Genomic DNA, 18,014 nt, shown 5'->3' with positions numbered 1-18,014 from the left:
CTCGATGCAGCAAGATCGTTTAATCGCACGCAACGTTGCCCTGCTCGAGACGATCTTTGGCCAACGCTTCTTACGGGGCTTCGACGTGCGTCTCTGGGACGGCAGCATACTGCCCAGCCGCGACGTCACCCGCACGTTTACCCTGCTCGTCAATTCGCCCGACGCGCTGCGCACCGCGTTTGCGCCCCCGGTCGATCTCAACGCGGGCAGAGCCTTCGTCGAAGGGCAGCTCGACGTCGAGGGAGATTTGCCTAGCGCCGTCTCCGCTTTCAACGCCGCCGATGTGGACCGTTCGCTGGCCAGGACGCTCCACGCCGGATACTTGTTATCGCGGTTACCGCGAGCCGGCAACGGCAACGGCTCGAGCCCCGCGCGCCTACGCGGCGAGATGCATTCGCGCGAGCGCGATCGGGCCGCCATCACCTACCATTACGATCATCCCGTGCAATTCTACGAAAGCTTTCTGGATCGATCGATGGCCTACTCGTGCGCGTACTACGAATCGCCGGCAATGGATCTTGAAGCGGCCCAGCTAGCCAAGCTCGACTATATCGCGCGCAAGTTAAGGCTACGCCGCGGCATGACGTTGCTGGACATCGGTTGCGGATGGGGAGCGCTCCTCATCCATGCCGCCCGCTCGTATGGAGCGAACGTCCTGGGTATCACCCTGAGTGCGCGGCAACGCGACGAAACGCAACGGCGCATAGAGCTGGCGGGATTGACCGAAACGGCGCGCGTGGAACTGCGCGACTATCGCGATTTGCAGGGCATGACGTTCGATCGCATTGCGAGCATCGGCATGGTCGAGCACGTGGGGCTGGCCCAATTACCCGCCTATTTCGAAACGGTACTGGGCGCGCTGCGCCCCGGCGGGCTCTTTCTCAATCACGGTATCGCCGAACAGAGTCCCGGACGGCGCGGCGGAAAGGCTCGCGGTTTCGTCGACCGCTACGTGTTTCCGGACGGCGAACTCGTAGCGATCGGGAAGAGCCTGGAGATCGCGGAGCGCTGCGGATTCGAGGTACGCGACGTCGAGAATCTGCGCGAGCATTACGTCCGCACGCTGCGAGCGTGGGTCGAGAACATCGAACGCCATCGCGATGCGGCGATCGAGGCTGCGGGTGCGCGCGCGTATCGCACGTGGCGGCTCTATATGGCCGGGAGCGCGGCGAACTTCGCGGCTGGAAACATCGGGCTCTTCCAAGCGCTGTTGGCGCGACCGGACGAGCACGGACGCGTCGACCTGCCGCCGACGCGCGCGGACCTCTACCCGCCGAGGTAGGCGGCCACGACCGCGGGATCGCCCAGAAGATTCGACGCTCGGTCCTCGCGCGCGATGCGGCCGTTCTCCAACACGTAACCGCGGCTCGCGATCCCGAGCGCTTGGCGAGCGTTCTGTTCCACCAGCAGTACCGTCGTGCCGCGCGCGTGGATATTCCGTATCACCGAAAAAATCGTCTGCACGAGCAACGGCGATAGGCCGAGCGAGGGTTCGTCCAAGAGCAACAGACGCGGAGCGCTCATGAGCGCGCGACCGATGGCGAGCATTTGCTGCTCTCCACCCGACAGCGTTCCGGCGAACTGATCCAGCCGCTCGTGCAGACGCGGGAATATGGCCAAGACTTCCTCGAATCGCTCGCGCACGATCTTGGCGGATGCGACCGCGTACGCACCCAACTCGAGATTTTCGCGTACGTTCATCCGCGCGAAGACGCGCCGTCCCTCCGGTACGTGGCCGAGGCCGATGCGGGCGATCTCGTTCGCGGGCCGTCGCGACGTATCGCTCCCCGCGAAAGCTATCCGCCCGCTATGCGCGCGGATCAGGCCGCTCACGGCACGCAGCGTGGTCGTCTTTCCGGCACCGTTCGCACCGAGCAACGCCACGATCTCACCCTCTTCGACGTGTAACGAGATCCCATGCAGCGCGCGGATGCCGCCGTACCGCACGTCGAGATCGGCAATGTCGAGGAGCGCGCTCACGCCGGCGCCTCGACGCCGAGATACGCTTCGATCACGCGCGCGTTCGAGCGGATGCTCGCCGGATCGCCCTCCGCGATTTTTTCGCCGTAATCCAGCACCGCGATCGTTTCGCAGAGTTGCATGACCAAACCCATGTCGTGTTCGATCAAGATCACCGTCACCCCGCGGTCGCGGATCGCATGGATCAAATCTACCAGCGAACCTTTTTCGGTTGGATTCATACCGGCGGCAGGCTCGTCGAGCAGCAAGAGCCGCGGATCGCCCGCGAGCGCGCGCGCGATTTCCAAACGTCGCTGCGAGCCGTACGAAAGGTTCCGTGCGAACTGCGACCCGACGTCGCGTAAGCCGACGAACGCCAGCAAATCGATCGCTCGTTCGCGAGCCGCGAGTTCCTCGCGTCGCTCGCGCGGAACGTGCAGCAGCGAATCGAAAGCATTGGCACGCAATTTTCCGTGCTCGCCGATCAAGACGTTTTCGACCGCGTCGAGATGACCGAAGAGTCGCAAGTTTTGAAACGTTCGCGCAATCCCGCGCCGGGCGACCCGATAGGTCGGGCGGCCGTCGATGCGGCTCCCCTCAAAACGCACCTCGCCGGCATCGGGCCGATAGACCCCCGTGATGAGGTTGAAGACGGTCGATTTCCCGGCGCCGTTCGGGCCGATCACTCCGGCGATCGTGCCGGCCGCTACGTTCAAATCGAGGCTCTTCACCGCGGTAAGATTGCCGAAGCGTTTCTCTACCCGCGCGATCTCCAGCAAAGCCACTCAGACCGACTCCGTCGGGGTTGCGGCATGTAATTCTTGTTGGCGTTCGCGATTCGGGAGCAGACCTTCGGGACGAAAGAGCATCAACGCAACCAAGATCGCGCCGTAGATAAAGAAATTGTAGTTGGTGAGATCGAGGTGCGTGTGCAGCGCACCGTTGACCAAGCCGTTAATTTGCGGCAACACGAAGCCATTAACCAGAGCGAGTAGCACGGCGCCGATAATGACGCCCGGAATATTGCCCATGCCGCCCAGAACGACCATCGAAAGCACCAAGATGCTCGTCTGATACGTGAAGAGATCGGGGGAGACCAGGCTTAATTTTGCCGCAAAGATGACGCCCGCCAAGCCCGCGATCGCCGCGCCGAAGGCGAATGCGGCGATTTGCACGCCGGTCGTATTGATGCCGACGTGCTTGGCTGCGAGCGGATCTTCACGCATCGCCATCCACGCGCGGCCTAGGCGGCTCTCTCGCAAATTGTTGACCAAGAGAATCACGATCGCCACGATCGCGAGCACCACGTAGTAAAACGGCACGGCGCTCTGACCGAACGAATGCCCGAAGAAGGCCGGCGTATCGAGGCCGCTAATCCCGTTGGGGCCGCCGGTGTATCGGGTAAGGTTCTGAAAGATCTGCGGAACGATCAATCCGAAGCCCAACGTGACGATGGCGAGATAATCGCCGTGCAGACGCAACGTCGGCGCACCGAGTAAAAATCCGAACAACGCCGCGAGCCCGGCGCCGACGAACAACAGCGCCCAAAAAGGCCAGTGCAGGCCGAATTGGGGGCTGGCCAACATGCCGTACGCATACGCGCCAATCGAGAAAAACGCCGCATAGCCTAAATCCAGGAGCCCGGCATAGCCGACGGTGATGTTCAGGCCCAGCGCGAGCATCACGTAGATTCCGACATCGGCAAGCGTGTTGATCGACGCATCGTTACGCACCACCAACGGAACCAGTGCGAGGACGATCGCAAAGGCCGCCAGAGCGAAGCCGCGCACCCGCGCGCCGCGCATGCGGCCGATGGCGACGGCAAAGAGGACGATCGCGGCAGCGACCGCGTAGATCATACCTTCTCCTGCGTACGACGGCCGAGCAGACCGGAGGGGCGCACGATCAAGACGATCACCAAAATCGCAAAAACCGTTACGTTACTCCATTGGCCACCGAGTTTCCAGGTTGCGAACGACTCGATGATGCCGATGGAAAAGCCGCCGAGCATCGCCCCCGGCAGGTTACCGATCCCACCCAGAACCGCTGCCGTGAATGCTTTGAGCCCGGCGCCGAAGCCGTTGAGAAACCACGTCGATTGATAGTACACGCCCGAGACGAAGCCGCCGATTCCCGCCAGCACTCCGGCGATCAAGAACGTGATCGCAATCGTGCGGTTGACGTCGATGCCCATCAGGAGCGCCGCCTGCCGATCCTGCGCGACCGCCCGCATCGCTTTACCCGTCTTCGAGCGAGAGACGAAGATCTGCAGGGAGATCATCGCGACCAGCGCGAGCGCGACGACGACGAGTTGCTGCATCGAGACGCTGACCGGACCGAGCGCGAACGTCGGATTAGGGAGCACGTCCGGGAACGGTAGCGGGGCCGAGCCCTTCCACGCTTGCATCACGTTCTCAAGAATAAAAGAAACGCCGATCGCGGTTATGAGCGGAGCCAATCGCGGGGCGTTGCGCAAGCGACGATAGGCGAGCCGTTCGATCAACACGCCGATCAAGCCGCAACATACGGCCGCGCCCACGAGCGAAAGCGCGACGTCGATCACCAGCACGCTTCCGTGTAGTTCCCCGGTAGCGCCCAGCGCGGTGAGGATGGCGAGCGAGAAGAACGAGCCGAGCGTGTAGACGTCGCCGTGCGCGAAATTGATCAGTTCGACGATTCCGTACACCATGGTGTACCCGATCGCGATCAGCGCGTAGATTCCGCCCAGCGAGATACCGTTGACGAGTTGCGCGAGAAACTCGTGCACGCTATTTCAGATTGATCTGATCGAGAAAAACGGGTTTCCCATTCTTGATCGTATACAGCGAGAGCACGGGCTGTTTCACATCGCCGTTCGCATCGAAGCTGATCGGGCCGATCGGCGTGCGAACGTCGGTGGTTTTCGCGACCTGCGCGAGCACTTGCGCCCGCGTCGGCATGGCGTTTCCGGCGGCGACGATCGCATGCTCGATCGCCACGATCGCCACCTGCGCGGCGGCATAGGCGTTCGCGCTGTAGGGGCCGATCGGCTTATGGTACGCGGCTTCGTAGGCCTTGATGAAGGCCTGCGCGGACGGAAGCTTCTGCGCGTTGGGAGCGGCTAGCGTATAATAGGTGCCGTCAGCGCGCGGACCGGCGACCGTAGCGATATCCGGAATGCCGTCGCCGCCCATGAACGCCACTTTACCCAGACCCGTATCGAACATTTGCTGCCGGATCAAGCCGGCTCCGGTCGAGGTGGTTCCGCCGAAAAAGATGAGGTCGGGCTTGGTCGCCGCGATTTTAGTGAGCAACGATTTGAAATCTTGCGTATTCTTCGCAATGTGATCGTGCCCGAGAATCGTACCGCCTTTAGCGGCGAAATCGTGCTCGAAAACGTTCGCCAGATCGAGCCCGTAGGTCTCGTCGTCATCGATGATGTAGGCCTTCTTCCACCCGAACTTCAGCGCGAATGCCGCCGCCGCCGAGCCCTGCCGCGAATCGGTCGTGCAGACGCGGAAAAAGGCGTTCTGGGCCGGGTTATTACGGCGCAGCGTTGCGGCATCCGCTCCAAGCGTCAAGCCGTCGCTGACGGCGGACGGACTAATCTGCGCGAGGCCCGCCCCGTTCGTTACCGGAATTTCCGCCGAGGCCACGTTCGAGTTATAGGGGCCGAGCATAGCGAGCACGCTCGGATCGGCGATCATCGTTTTCACGTTCGAGACACCCTGCTCCGGGCTGTGGACGCCTTGGACGGCATCGTCGAGCTGCATGGTTTCGAGCTTGAACTTGCCCGGCAGACCCTTGGCGTTCGCCTGGGAGATCGCCAGCAGCATCCCGTTGAGGGTGCTGCGCCCGACCGAGGCATCGGCTCCGGAGAGCGGCAGGTCGATGCCGATTTTGATGGCGGCGGGTGCCGGGCTTGCGCCTGCGCCCGACGACGAGGTGGAATGGGAGCAGGCGGCCACGGACGCGGCACATAGAAGCGCTGCGAGCGCGCGGAACGAGCGAGAGAGGTGCATAGCCATCCGGGATTGGCCCGCGCCGCACGCCATCCCTACCTGCGACCGCGGGACCTTGGGTTACGAAGCCAACTCTCGCACGGCCGCAGCATTGAAATACGAGGCCTTGGGGTGATGCATCACGATCGCCGCCGTGGATTGCTCCGGCACCATCTGGAACGCCTCGGTCAGCGCGACGCCGATCCGGTCGGTCGCATCGAGCAGCGCGAACGCGATTTCATGCTGCGAAAGATCCGGGCAGGCGCCGTAGCCCCACGAGTACCGCTTGCCGCGCCCGGCCGGTAAGCCCAGTTCGGCACGAATGCGCGCGTGCGCGTACTCCGCCAGCGCTTCCGCCGATTGCACGGAAAACCCGTGGAGAAAGTACGCTTCGCTGTATTCGCCGGCATGCTGCAGCGCATCGGTCCGCTCGGACGACGGCCGGCCGACCGTGACGACCTGCAGCGCGATGAGGTCCGAGGCGCCCCCACGATCGGGTTCGCGCAGATAATCGGCCAAACACAGATGCTCGCCGCCGGCTTGCCGAGCAAACGGGAAGCGGGCGATCTCACGTTGCGTATCGGTCGGATCGTACACGATCACGTCGTCGCCGAGGCCCGCAGCCGGGAAATATCCGTACGCGACCCGCGGTTCGAGCAACCCGCCCTTTTCCGACTCGCGCTCGTAGCGTCGCAAACGCGGTTCGAATTCGTCGCGTACCAGCGCGTCGAACGCCTCGCCTTTGGCGTTACTCGCGCCCCACGACAGCCGATAGAGCGAGCGCAAATCGAATGCCGGCCACAACTCGCGCACGTCGATGCCTTCGATGGTTCGGGCTCCCCAGAACGGCGGGGTCGGAACGTCGGCGGGCTCCCGTTTCACCGCGGATATGCGGCGCACCGCCGGCGTGGCGACCGCAGCCGACCGCGCCCGATCCCGCTGCGCGAACGCCTCCGATTTCGCTCGGTCGAGTAACGCGATCCGCGCCGACGGGTCTGACGTAAGCGCGTCCATCAGTTCCAAACCTTCGAAGGCATCCTTCGCATAGAACAGCCCCGGTGCGAAATAGCGCTCGCCTTCATCGAGCAGCGAGATACGCCGCCCGAAATCGCGATTGATCGCGGCGCCGCCGACGATCACCGGGAACGAAAGCCCGCGCGTATCCTGCTCGTGCACGCAAATCGGCATCTGTTTGCTCGTCGATACCAAGAGTGCCGAGAGGCCGATCGCATCGGCACCGACTTCCACGGCTTTCTCAAGGATCGTATTCATCGGCACTTGCTTGCCCAAATCGTGCACGGTGTACCCGTTGTTGGTGAGAATCGTGTTCACGAGATTCTTGCCGATGTCGTGAACGTCGCCGAAGACCGTCGCAAGCACCACGGTGCCTTTCGTCGAGCCTTCTTTTTTCTCGAGGAATTGCTCGAGGTGGGCGACCGCCTTTTTCATCACCTCGGCCGACTGTAAAACGAACGGAAGGATCAGTTCGCCGGCTCCGAATTTATCGCCGACGTCTTTCATTGCGGGCAGCAAAATCTCGTTGAGCACCGCAACGGGCGAACGCTCTTGCAGGGCTTCATCGATCTTCAGTTCGATGCCGTCCTTGCGGCGTCGCAGAATCGCCTGGTGGATGCGCTGCGCGATCGGCAGCGCTTCGTCTTCGTCGGCGGTGCTTTGCTGTATCGCTCCGGCCGTACCGCTGCTTTCGAAGTGCTCGATCACGCGCGCCAGCGCGTCGGCGCGACGGTTGAACACGAGGTCGTCGCAGAGTTCGCGCACGGTTGCGTCGACCTCGGCGTAGGGCGTAATTTCCTTCGGATTGACGAGCGCCGCGTCTAGGCCCGCCTGCACGCAATGGTGCAGAAAGACCGAATTGATGGCCGCTCTGGCCGCCGGCTTGAGACCGAACGATACGTTCGAGACGCCGAGCGAGGTGAGAACTCCCGGCAGCTCGCGTTTGATCTCGCGAATGCCCTCGATCGTCGCCACGGCCGAATCGGCGAATTCCGGGTCACCGGTAGCCAGCGTGAACGTGAGCGCATCGAAAATGAGCGCGCCCGGCGGGATGCCGTATTCGCCTACGATGATGTCGTAGAGTCGCCGCGCCACCTCGAGCTTACGCGCGGCGGTCTTCGCCATGCCGGTCTCATCGATCGTCAGCGCGACGAGCGCCGCGCCGTGTTCGACGGCGAGCGGCGCGACGATATCGATCTTCCCGCGTCCGGCTTCTAAATTCACCGAATTGATGATGGCGCGCCCCGGATAGTTTTCCAGCGCGACCTGCATGACGCGCGGCTCGGTGGAATCGATCATGAGCGGAGCCTCAACCGATTGCGCGAGCCTGCGAACGACCTGGCGCATCTGCTCGTCTTCATCGACACGCTCGGTGAGCGCGCAGCAGACGTCGAGCACGTGGGCGCCGCCTTCGACCTGTTCGCGCCCGACCATGGCGATTTCGTCGTAGTTCTCTTCCAGCAACAGGCGCTTGAGCTTGCGCGAGCCCTGCGCGTTGATTCGTTCGCCGACCAAGAGCGGGCGCGGCTCCTGCTCCAGCGCTATCGCGGTCATCGCGCTTGCAGCGTACTGCGGGCGCGAGACGTCGCTCGCGATCACTTCGCGCGGAGCGCGCAGCCATTCCAGCCGCGTTCGCAGGGCCGGCGAGATGCCGGTCGCGTCGATCGCGGCACGAAGCGCACGAATGTGTTCCGGCGTCGAGCCGCAACAGCCGCCCACGACGTTGACGCCGAATTCCGAGACGAACTCCGCCAACTCGTGCGCGAGCTCGCTCGGCGACTCGGGATAGATCGTTTCGCCTTTAGGCCCCATCAACGGCAATCCCGCGTTCGGAATCACGCTCACGAAACAGCGCGAGTTTTCGGCAAGATAGCGGATCGAATCGCGCATTTGCGCGGGCCCCGTCGAGCAGTTCAAACCGATCACGTCGATCGGCAGCGCGTCGAGCGTCGCGCACATCGCGCGCACGTCGGTCCCAAGCAACATCCGCCCTTCGGTGATGAGCGTCGGCTGCGCTTGAATCGGCACGCGCCGCAGACCCTTGGCGAATTCGCGCGTGATGCCGGCGATCGCGGCCTTGAGTTCGAGCATGTCCTGCATCGTCTCGAGCAAGAGCAGATCGACGCCGCCGTCCACCAGCGCGCGCGCCTGCTCGCCATAGATATCGGCGAGCTCCGCATAGGTAATCTTCGAGAGCGAGGGATCGGACGACGAAACCAGCATCCCCGTCGGCCCCATCGAGCCGGCAACGAACCGCGGACGATCCGGCGTGGCAATCTCATCGCAGGCTTCACGCGCGAGCTGCGCCGCCCGGATGTTGATCTCCAGTGTTTTCTCGCCTAAGCCATATTCGTCCAGCTTCAAGCGCGAGGCCGTAAACGAATCCGTTTCGACCACATCGGCGCCGGCAAGCAGATACGAGCGATGAATATCGCGCACCAGATCGGGCCGGGTCAGCACCAAGGCTTCGTTACAGCCCGCGTAGCGCTCTCCGCCGAAATCCTGCGCGGTCAGCTCGAGATCCATGAGCTGCGTGCCCATGGCGCCGTCAAAAAGAAGTACCCGCTCCCCGAGCAGGCGTAAGTACTCGTGCATGTCTCTACCTCTCCCCGCTTGTTCGATGGCGACGGAGTTGCTGTAAAACTATCGCGCGCGGACCTCTCCGGCCACGCGCCCCGCTCGATTATACACGACCGGCCGAGCATACCCATCGAGTTTTGCGGCACGTTCGGCATCCAGCACGCCTAAGCGAGAGAGCAGCGCCAGCGTCGAAGGCCCTCGCGCTCGGCTGCTTCCGTCGATCACTTTGCTGACGAATCCAAGGCCCTGCGGAATTGCGGCCACCCCGTGAACGCCCTCCGCACCCGCCTTACAAGCGATGGCCCCGCCCGCCACCCGCATCAAATCGGTGTCGAGCGTATGGGTGCCGCCGACGAACTCCGGGTGCGAAACCATCGCATCCCGCACCACCAAGAGCGCCATCGCATCGCGCGCTTCGATCCCCTCGAGCGAAGCGAATCGCGCGAACGCCAGCGCCCCTTTACGCAAACTTGTGGCATAGACCGGAATCCCGCAACCGTCCACCCCCAGCGGCCACGCGTGCGGATCGTCATCCGACATTCGCGCGCAAAACGCCAAGATGGCCCGCTGCGCCGGATGCTCCAGTTCCAAATACGACGCCGGATCCGCCCCCATCACGCGAGAGAGCGCGAGAATTCCAGCGTGCTTCCCGGAGCAATTGTTGTGCAGCGCACTCGGCACGATGCCTTGCGCGCGCAGCGCTTCCGCCGCAGCCTCGTTATACGGCGCATGCGCGCCGCACTGCAACGCCGACGCATCGAGCCCGATCTTCTGCAAGATCGACTGCACCGCGTTTACGTGGAACGACTCGCCGGAATGCGATGCCGACATCACGGCGATCTCTTCCATCGTCAACCCGAACGCATCGCGCACGCCGGCTTCAATCGCCGCCGCCGCAATGAACGGCTTTGCGGTCGAGCGCAAAAAAATCGGCGTATCGATGTCGCCGAGTTGGAGGTGGAGCGTCCCCTTCGCGTCGCCGGCGCAAGCCGCGACATTGTGGACGGATTCAACGATATCGCCGCGCGTTACGTCGACGAAAGGCTCTCCGGATGGAGCTTGCAAAGCGTTCTAACTTCCTTCGTTAAGTGTGACCTGGGCCTATTCGCGACGAAACGGCTCGCCCCGCCCGCAGGCTGCTAGGACCCGGTTGTGGGGCGGGTTACACCGTTGGCACGGGGCCTGTGAGGGAGGAGCGGAGCCCGGAGGGCGGGAGCGACGACGAACGGAGTAGCGTTTTTCACATGGATGTGAAAAACGCGCGCGTCCCCGTCCCAACGGTGTGTCCCGCCCCGCAACCGGGCCTCGGCACACCCCATCAAGCCAGCGCGGGTTCGACGATGACGGCTTCTTGTTCGGTGAAGACCGGATTGCTCAAATAGCGTTCGCCGGTATCGCAGGCGATGGTGACGATCGTTTTGCCCTTCATCTCGGGACGCGCGGCAATCTGCAGTGCCGCCCAGATGTTGGCACCGGCGGAGATACCGACGAGCATGCCTTCTTCTCGCGCGGCGCGGCGCGCCATCGCGATCGCATCGGCATCGGTGACGCGGATGATTTCGTCGTATACTTTCGTATCCAGAACCTTTGGAACGAAGCCGGTACCGGTGCCTTGGATCTTGTGCGGGGCCGCCGCTCCGCCTGAAAGGACCGGCGATGCGTCGGGTTCGCCCGCGACGATGCGCACGCCGGGTTTGCGCTCTTTGAGCAGTTCGCCGACGCCGGTGATCGTGCCGCCGGTGCCGACCATGGCGACGAAGACGTCGACGGCTCCGTCGGTATCGCGCCAGATTTCCTCGGCTGTCGTGCGGCGATGGATCTCCGGGTTTGCGGGGTTCTCGAATTGCTGCGGGACGAAGTAGCGGGCCGGCGCGGTCGCGCGGATGCTTTCGGCTTTGGCAATCGCGCCTTTCATGCCGTCTGCGCCGGGCGTTAGGACGACTTGCGCGCCGTAGGCTTTGAGAAGGCTGCGCCGTTCGATCGTCATCGTGTCGGGCATCACTAAGATGCACGAGTAGCCTTTGGCGGCCGCCACGAAGGCGAGCGCGATGCCGGTGTTGCCGCTGGTCGGCTCGAGAATCGTCATGCCTGGAAGCAGGCGGCCGTCGCGCTCGGCGGCTTCGATCATCGCGACGCCGATGCGATCCTTCACCGAGCCGGCCGGGTTGAACGACTCCATCTTGACCAGCACTGTGCCGGGAAGGCCTTTCCCGAGCCTCGGGAGTTTCACGAGCGGAGTATTGCCGAACGTATCGGCAAGATTGTCGTAAATGCGTGCCATAGTGTTTCTTTAGACCGCACGCGTACGGCGAAGTTTTCGGGGCGGCCGCGGCGAACACTCGTTCGTACCGTGTTCCGCCTCCGTGAAAAATCGCTCTACCTCGAGGGCCCCGATCTGTGGGTCGATAGCATGCGCTCGCGCGAGCGCTGCTACGTCTCGCACGGGCACGCCGACCACGCTCGCGAGCACCGCACCGTGGTCACCTCGCCCAATACGGCGGCCATCTGCCGCGTGCGCTTTCCGCGCCGGGCCAAGCGCCCCGATCGCGCACCCGTGGTCTTCGAGGAGCACGCTTTCAACGAGCCCTGGGAGGAAGGCGGGCACCGCTTCACGCTCTTCTCGGCCGGGCACGTCCTGGGCAGCGCGCAGCTCTTGGTTGAAGGCGAGACGGGGCGCTTCGTCTATACCGGCGACTTCAAGCTCGCGCCCTCGCTCACGACGGAGCCGACCGAAGTCAAGCCGTGCGACGTGGTGCTGATGGAGTGCACGTTCGGGCGGCCGCAGTACGTCTTTCCGCCGCGCGAAGAGATTGCGGGCGAGATGGCGGCGTTTGCTCGTGCCGCGCTGGAGGCCGGCACGGTCCCGGTTTTCTACGCATACTCCCTCGGTAAGGCGCAGGAGGCGATGGCGATTCTCGGCGAGGCCGGGCTCGCGCTCACGGTGCATCACAGCATCGACGCGATGTCGCGCGTCTATCGCGAGCGCGGCATCCAGCTTCCCGCCTATGAGGCGTACGACGAGGCGACGTTTGCGGGCGATCGCGTGCTGGTGTGGCCGCCGTCCGGCAAAGAGCTTCCGGCTCGCATCCACAAAAAGCCGTTGCGCAGTGCGGTCTTGACGGGATGGGCGCTCGATCGCGGCGCACACTACCGCTACGGGGTCGAACGGGCATTCGCGCTTTCGGACCATGCGGATTATCCGTCGCTCCTGCGCTACATCGAGCTAGCGGCACCGCGTAAGGTGCTGCTCAATCATGGCTGGCGCGATTTCGTGCATCGTTTGCGTAGGCTCGGCATCGATGCGGAGTATTTGGAGGACCATGCGCAACTCTCGCTTTTCTAGCGGTCTCCTCGCGGCGGCTTTCGTTCTCACGACGCTCGCGCCGATCTCGTCGCGGGCCCAGAGCGCGGCGCCGACGATGGATGAAGCGCTCGCAGCCATCGCGGCCTACGCTCCGCGCGCGCTAGCCGAGCAAGGGGCACCGGGCATGTCGGTGGCGATCACCGACCGCACGCATACGCTGCGCATCATCACCGCCGGATACGCGAACCTCGATACGAAGGCGCCGGTTACGCCCGACACGCGCTTTCCGATCGGCTCGATCTCAAAATCGATGACGACGCTGCTGCTGCTGCAGATGCACGATCGAGGGTTGATCGATTTGCAGGCGCCGGTCACGACCTATCTGCCGTGGTGGCGCATCCAAGGCGCCCGCAAACCGATTCTGATCCATCAATTACTTTCGCATACGGCCGGTATTCCCGACGATTACACGTTCGTCTCGTCGTACGGGTTCGCGGTCGCCGCGTTACGCGACGCGCATGAGATCTTCCAACCCGGAACGGCATGGGCGTATTCGAACGACGGCTTCGCGACGATCGGCGCGGTCGTCGCAGCCGTCGGCAAGGCGCCGTGGCAGGAGCAGCTTGCCTCCGGCGTCTTCGCGCCGATCGGCATGGCGCACTCGTCGGCATACTTCACGCCCCGCGATATGGAAGATACCGCAACGGGGTATGAGGTTCGCGACATCGACCGCCCGCAACTCGACCATCCGGCGCTGATCGCCGCGCAGAACTACGATTTCGTCGACCCGGCCGGCTCGGTGATCTCCACTCCCGCCGACATGGCGGCGTACATGCGGTTGTATTTAAACGGCGGTAAAACCGCCGACGGCCATACGTTGATCTCACACGCATCGTTCTTGGCGATGACGAACGCCGACCATCTTGCCAACGGCAAGCCGGCCGGTGCCGCGGGCATCGAGATGGCGGAGTGGCCGAGCTTTTACAAGCAGTACGGCTACGGGCTCTCGATCTTTCACAAAGACGGCGACCATCTCATCGGGCACACCGGCGGGGTCTCCGGCTACACCGCCTGCATGCAAGCCAACCTCACCCGCGGTTTCGGGGCGATCGCGATGGCGAACCTCGTCGAATCGCCATTGCATCCGTGCGCGATCGTGAAGTACGCGATGGCCGTATTGCGCGCGCAACAACTCGGGCAGGCGCTACCCGCGGCGCCAGCGCCGCCGCCATCCCCGAACATCGTGCCCGACCCCGCGCAGTACGCCGGAACCTATACCGCGACCGACGGATCCACGATCGCGTTTGCAGCCGACGGCCGCGAGTTGACGACGAGCCTGCACGGTGCCACGTATCCGGTCTTCCCGCAAAGCGACGATACGTTCGCCACGCACGATCCGCGCCTGCGCATGTTCTACACCGCTTTCCATCGCGACAAACAGCGGCAGGTGTACGGATTTAACAACGGTTCGAAACTCTATTACAAGGCGGGATACGCGGGTCCGCGCAGCTTCTCTCACCCGGCATCGTGGAATGCGCTCGTCGGGCGCTACGAAGCGGTTATCTGGGGGCAGCCCATTATCGTGCGTACGATCATCGTTGGAGACCGGCTCACCTTCGACGGCATAAGCCCGCTTCGTCCGCAGAAGGACGGCTCGTTTCTCTCCGGCACCTCGCGCGTTCGCTTTGATACGCCGGCCGCCGGGCAAATGCAACGTCTCTGGATCGACGGCGGCGACCTCTACCGCATCGATCTCCCGTAGATGGCACCTAGCTGAGACTACGCGCTTGGCTTTGCGTCGCCCCAGATAAACATACCGTAGAGGTATGCGAACATCGGCACCAACATCGCTACACCGATAATTTGGCCCTCCAAAGATACCCTTTGCGTCACGAGCATGAACTCGTAAGTAATACCAGCCCCTGCTATTACAGCAAGTACTCGGGCGTTAAATGCCCCCTTACGAAGCACTACGAAAAACGCAACGTCCAACAAGAACACGGCAGACAAACCAACAAAAAGCAACATAGCCTCAAGATTGTTTCCGCGTGCCTGAAGAAATACGTCGTACGTCGCACCAAGAAATAATGCGAACCCGGCGGATCGCCGATCGTAGAGGCCGTAAAATAATCAGCGCATCAAAAAAGGCCACCGTTGCTTTCTGGATCCCCTGCGATGAGCCCCCGAGCTAAGATGTGAGGGGCCATCACATCGAGGAGAGCCTACAGCAGCGCCTTCTATCCGCTCGGCTTCCCATCACCCCAAACAAAAACACCATAGAGATACGCAAACGTAGGAACCAAGACGATCAAACCGACGATTTGTTCTTCAAGGCGAAATGTTGGCATGGTAAGTGTGACTTCGTAGGTAACGGCTGTTGCCGTCGCCACCGCGATGGTGCGCGCGGAGAGCGCTCCCTTACGGCGCACCACGAAAAAAGCGACATCAAGCAAATACATAGCGGTCAGACCCAAGAATACACAAAACGCCTCAAGAGCCCCTTCGCGCGCTTGCCGAAATACTTCGCTGGTTCCAGCGAGAAATAAGACAAATCCAAGCGTTCGTCGATCGTAGAAAAGGTAAAACAAGCGCCGCATCAGCGGGCATGGCACGCTTTTCATCCTACGGTCGCGGCATTTCTTGTAAAACTGTAGTTCAATCTCAAATCCACGAGTGCAGCCACATGCGTTGCATCCAGGCGTGGGTGGGGATGGTGACGCCGGCGAGGATCGGGTAGAAGTAGACGAACGATATGACGACCGCTAACAGATATCCCACGACGACGGCGCGCGCGGCTATGCCGTCGCGCCCGTATTCGCGCATCATCAGCCAGAAGCGTTGTGCGGCAATCGCGTTGCAGAGACAGATCAGCGGAATGTCGACGTAAAAGTGGTACGCGAACGCAATTCTCGGCGAGGCCATCCATGGGAGCCACTGCAGTAGGTACGCAAGAACGATCAGCGCGTATCCCTTGTTGCGCTCGCGCAACCCAAGAAATCCGATCCAGGGGACCGTGAGCAACCCTAGCCAGAGAATGAGCGGGTTGGGGAGCGTGTACACCATCGCCGCGGTTGCGGTGGGGCCGCTGCCGCCGTATTCGGCGGCGTAAAGAATCGGGCGTAGATCGAGCGGCCACTGCCACCATTTTGAGGCGTACGGGTGCTGGTTGCGGCCGCCGTCGTTCAGGTGCTCGTGGTATTCAAAGGCGTTGTATTGCATCGTGACGACGTCGGTAAACGTGTACGCGCGGGGGGCCGAGGTCGGTTGATCGGAGAGGCCGATGAACTGCGGCGTATAAGCCGCCGCGTAGATGCTCCCGGTCACGAACACGACGACGCAGAAGATCACGTCGAGCGGAAACGCGCGTGGATTCCCCCAGCGGGCCGGGCGCTTGCGTTGAAACCACACGCCGAGTACGACCACGAACGCGACGCCGTACGACATGATGCCGTACCACTTGCTCGTGACCAGCAGCGCGATCGAGGTCGCGAAGAGCGCGAGCCAAAGCCCGGACCGTTCACGGGGAGTTGCAGCCGGCGCGCGCGGAGCGAGCCAGCGCGGTTCGAGCAACAATCGGTAGGCGAGATAGAGCCCCGCGCAAGCCCACACGATGCACAGCACGATGGCCGGGCGCGACTCGTGCGGAAAGCGTACGAGCGTCCCGGCGATGGCGAGCACGACGCAGGCAAGGGCGCCGATGCCGCGCACCAGCCACTCGCGGCCAACCAGCGCAAACGGCGTGTCCGCCTGCACCGCTTGCCAATAGCGCAGAAACGTGTAGAGCGACGCGATCGAAAAGAAACAGACGAAGCTCTCCGGCGTTGCGATCCGCGATTGCACGAAGTGCATGCCGTCCACGGCGAACAGGATCGAGGCATACGACGCAAACAGCGACGATTTCGTCACGCGTTTTGCGAGGATGTAGAGCAGCCATACCGAGGCCGCTCCGAACACGACATCGAGAAAACGCCAACCGTGCGCGTTATCGCCGCCGTGCATGCCGCCGAACATCATCGTCGAGAGCGTGATCAGCAGCTTGGTGATCGGCGGATGGGTATTTTCGTAGATGTATTGCCGCGTCAGGTAATCTTCTGCCGCTCTCGCGAAATAGACTTCGTCGAAGATCTTCCCGGCAGGCAGCCAATAGTTGACGAACAGCGTGACGAACGACGCAAGCGCGATGCCGATGGACAGCACGTAATCCAGCGGCCGAACGAGTCGCTCGCTCCGCTCCGCGGGTTGGAACAATTCGGTCAAGACGAGGATGCCGCCCGCGCGGCAACCCGCGCTCGCGTGCGTTCGATGAGATCCTCGATCGTCGGGACGGGTATGCCGTGCGCTTGGGCAGCGCGTAGTATCGTTCCGCCGATGGCATCGAGTTCGGGCTCGCGGCCGGCTTCGACATCCTTCTGCATGGAACTCCGCATACCGGGATTGGCGCGCCCGATCAATTCGAGAGCACCGTGGGCTTCAACCGATGCGCCGCACGCGAGCGCAACGGCGGCGACCTCGCGAACGGCGGCTTCTAAGCGCTCGCGCCACTCGGGCGTATCCCGCACGAAGCCGAGCGGCTCTCCCGCCGCCGACGTCGCTAATGCTAAGGGTGCCAAAAACACCAGCTTCGACCACAATAACGTCTGTTCGTCGTCGATATATCGAACGTCGACGCCGAATCCGGCGAGCGTCTGCGTTGCCGGGGCAAGTACCGCCTTAGCGTTCTCGGCGAGCGTGAGATTGATGAAGGGGCTGCTCTGACGGAAGCGCCCGGGCGCAAGCTTCTCGGTTTCGACCGAGATCGTCGCCGGTACGAGCACGTCGTTGCCAAACGCGTCGCGAAGCACCGACATGTGGTCGATCCCGTTGAGCAGCGGCACCACCAAGCTCGGCCGCAAGGAAGCGACGGCGTGGAGCGCATCGCGTAGCTGGGTCGCTTTCGGGGCGATCCACAGGACGTCGACCTCACCGTCTAGCGCGGTGACCGACCGAATGGTGCCCCGCACGATCGCGCCGTCGGGCCGCTCCAAGGAGACGTCCATGCGCTCGTTCGGATCGCTGCGAACGATCGCCGTGACGCTATGGCCTCCCGCCGAGAGCAACGTGGCGATCAGGCCGCCCACGCCGCCTAAGCCGAAAACGGCATGGCGCTGGAGCGGGCTGCCGGCAGATCGAACGCTCAT

The 18,014-nt window shown here is 62.9% G+C and carries 14 protein-coding genes; 3 read left to right on the top strand and 11 right to left on the bottom strand.

Annotation, left to right across the window (positions count from 1 at the left end):
- The first annotated feature begins 4 nt into the window (after window positions 1–4).
- Window positions 5–1,282 (top strand): cyclopropane-fatty-acyl-phospholipid synthase family protein, encoded by a 1,278-nt coding sequence (locus tag VMW12_08225; GenBank protein ID HUZ49708.1) that lies wholly within the window; start codon window positions 5–7, stop codon window positions 1,280–1,282.
- On the opposite strand, the gene VMW12_08220 is transcribed toward VMW12_08225, so the two are convergent.
- The 8 genes from VMW12_08220 to cysK form a co-directional block, all read right to left on the bottom strand.
- Entirely contained in the window at window positions 1,267–1,980 is a 714-nt protein-coding gene (locus VMW12_08220) for an ABC transporter ATP-binding protein (protein ID HUZ49707.1), read from the bottom strand. The two genes, VMW12_08225 and VMW12_08220, sit on opposite strands and share 16 nt — an antisense overlap.
- A complete protein-coding gene (locus VMW12_08215; protein HUZ49706.1) occupies window positions 1,977–2,744 on the bottom strand; it encodes an ABC transporter ATP-binding protein in 768 nt (255 codons plus the stop codon). The genes VMW12_08220 and VMW12_08215 overlap by 4 nt, the downstream gene beginning before the upstream one ends.
- Window positions 2,745–3,818 carry an ABC transporter ATP-binding protein gene (locus VMW12_08210; GenBank protein ID HUZ49705.1) on the bottom strand — a complete coding sequence of 358 codons (1,074 nt, stop codon included), beginning with the start codon at window positions 3,816–3,818 and terminating at the stop codon, window positions 2,745–2,747. It lies immediately after the preceding gene.
- Window positions 3,815–4,726, bottom strand: a complete 912-nt coding sequence (locus VMW12_08205; GenBank protein HUZ49704.1) for a branched-chain amino acid ABC transporter permease — start codon at window positions 4,724–4,726, stop codon at window positions 3,815–3,817. The genes VMW12_08210 and VMW12_08205 overlap by 4 nt, the downstream gene beginning before the upstream one ends.
- A 1-nt stretch (window position 4,727) precedes the next feature.
- Complete coding sequence (locus VMW12_08200) at window positions 4,728–5,960, bottom strand: branched-chain amino acid ABC transporter substrate-binding protein (protein ID HUZ49703.1); 1,233 nt, start codon at window positions 5,958–5,960, stop codon at window positions 4,728–4,730.
- 60 nt (window positions 5,961–6,020) lie between these two features.
- A complete protein-coding gene (metH, locus tag VMW12_08195; GenBank protein HUZ49702.1) occupies window positions 6,021–9,548 on the bottom strand; it encodes a methionine synthase in 3,528 nt (1,175 codons plus the stop codon).
- 48 nt (window positions 9,549–9,596) lie between these two features.
- The gene (locus VMW12_08190) at window positions 9,597–10,598 is read right to left on the bottom strand and encodes an asparaginase (protein ID HUZ49701.1); all 1,002 of its coding nucleotides are present in this window, start codon (window positions 10,596–10,598) and stop codon (window positions 9,597–9,599) included.
- Window positions 10,599–10,851: 253 nt separating this feature from the next.
- On the bottom strand, window positions 10,852–11,814 hold the full coding sequence (gene cysK, locus VMW12_08185) for a cysteine synthase A (protein HUZ49700.1): 963 nt from the start codon (window positions 11,812–11,814) through the stop codon (window positions 10,852–10,854).
- A gap of 69 nt (window positions 11,815–11,883) precedes the next feature.
- On the opposite strand from cysK, the gene VMW12_08180 reads away from it, so the two are divergent.
- Window positions 11,884–12,876: an MBL fold metallo-hydrolase RNA specificity domain-containing protein gene (locus tag VMW12_08180; protein HUZ49699.1), complete on the top strand. Its 993-nt coding sequence runs from the start codon at window positions 11,884–11,886 to the stop codon at window positions 12,874–12,876.
- The gene (locus tag VMW12_08175; protein HUZ49698.1) at window positions 12,854–14,599 is read left to right on the top strand and encodes a serine hydrolase domain-containing protein; all 1,746 of its coding nucleotides are present in this window, start codon (window positions 12,854–12,856) and stop codon (window positions 14,597–14,599) included. Before VMW12_08180 ends, VMW12_08175 begins: the two co-directional genes overlap by 23 nt.
- Before the next feature lie 475 nt (window positions 14,600–15,074).
- On the opposite strand, the gene VMW12_08170 is transcribed toward VMW12_08175, so the two are convergent.
- From VMW12_08170 to VMW12_08160, 3 genes are read right to left on the bottom strand one after another with little or no spacing between them, the layout of a single operon-like run.
- A complete protein-coding gene (locus tag VMW12_08170; GenBank protein HUZ49697.1) occupies window positions 15,075–15,458 on the bottom strand; it encodes a hypothetical protein in 384 nt (127 codons plus the stop codon).
- 40 nt (window positions 15,459–15,498) lie between these two features.
- Window positions 15,499–17,094 (bottom strand): phospholipid carrier-dependent glycosyltransferase, encoded by a 1,596-nt coding sequence (locus VMW12_08165; protein ID HUZ49696.1) that lies wholly within the window; start codon window positions 17,092–17,094, stop codon window positions 15,499–15,501.
- Window positions 17,091–18,014: a 2-dehydropantoate 2-reductase gene (locus VMW12_08160; GenBank protein HUZ49695.1), complete on the bottom strand. Its 924-nt coding sequence runs from the start codon at window positions 18,012–18,014 to the stop codon at window positions 17,091–17,093. Before VMW12_08160 ends, VMW12_08165 begins: the two co-directional genes overlap by 4 nt.

The sequence above is a fragment of the Candidatus Dormiibacterota bacterium genome, from assembly GCA_035532835.1.
Taxonomy (GTDB): domain Bacteria; phylum Vulcanimicrobiota; class Vulcanimicrobiia; order Vulcanimicrobiales; family Vulcanimicrobiaceae; genus DAHUXY01.
The sequence above is the reverse complement of the archived record's forward strand: the minus strand, read 5'-3'. Positions and strand labels throughout refer to the sequence as shown.

Excerpts from the sequence above, each read along its gene's own strand:
- VMW12_08225 (HUZ49708.1), top strand. The coding sequence starts at position 5 with ATGCAGCAAGATCGTTTAATCGCACGCAACGTTGCCCTGCTCGAGACG.
- VMW12_08210 (HUZ49705.1), bottom strand. The coding sequence starts at position 3,818 with ATGATCTACGCGGTCGCTGCCGCGATCGTCCTCTTTGCCGTCGCCATC.
- VMW12_08200 (HUZ49703.1), bottom strand. The coding sequence starts at position 5,960 with ATGCACCTCTCTCGCTCGTTCCGCGCGCTCGCAGCGCTTCTATGTGCC.
- metH (HUZ49702.1), bottom strand. The coding sequence starts at position 9,548 with ATGCACGAGTACTTACGCCTGCTCGGGGAGCGGGTACTTCTTTTTGAC.
- cysK (HUZ49700.1), bottom strand. The coding sequence starts at position 11,814 with ATGGCACGCATTTACGACAATCTTGCCGATACGTTCGGCAATACTCCG.
- VMW12_08175 (HUZ49698.1), top strand. The coding sequence starts at position 12,854 with ATGCGCAACTCTCGCTTTTCTAGCGGTCTCCTCGCGGCGGCTTTCGTT.
- VMW12_08170 (HUZ49697.1), bottom strand. The coding sequence starts at position 15,458 with ATGAAAAGCGTGCCATGCCCGCTGATGCGGCGCTTGTTTTACCTTTTC.
- VMW12_08160 (HUZ49695.1), bottom strand. The coding sequence starts at position 18,014 with ATGAGCGTTCGATCTGCCGGCAGCCCGCTCCAGCGCCATGCCGTTTTC.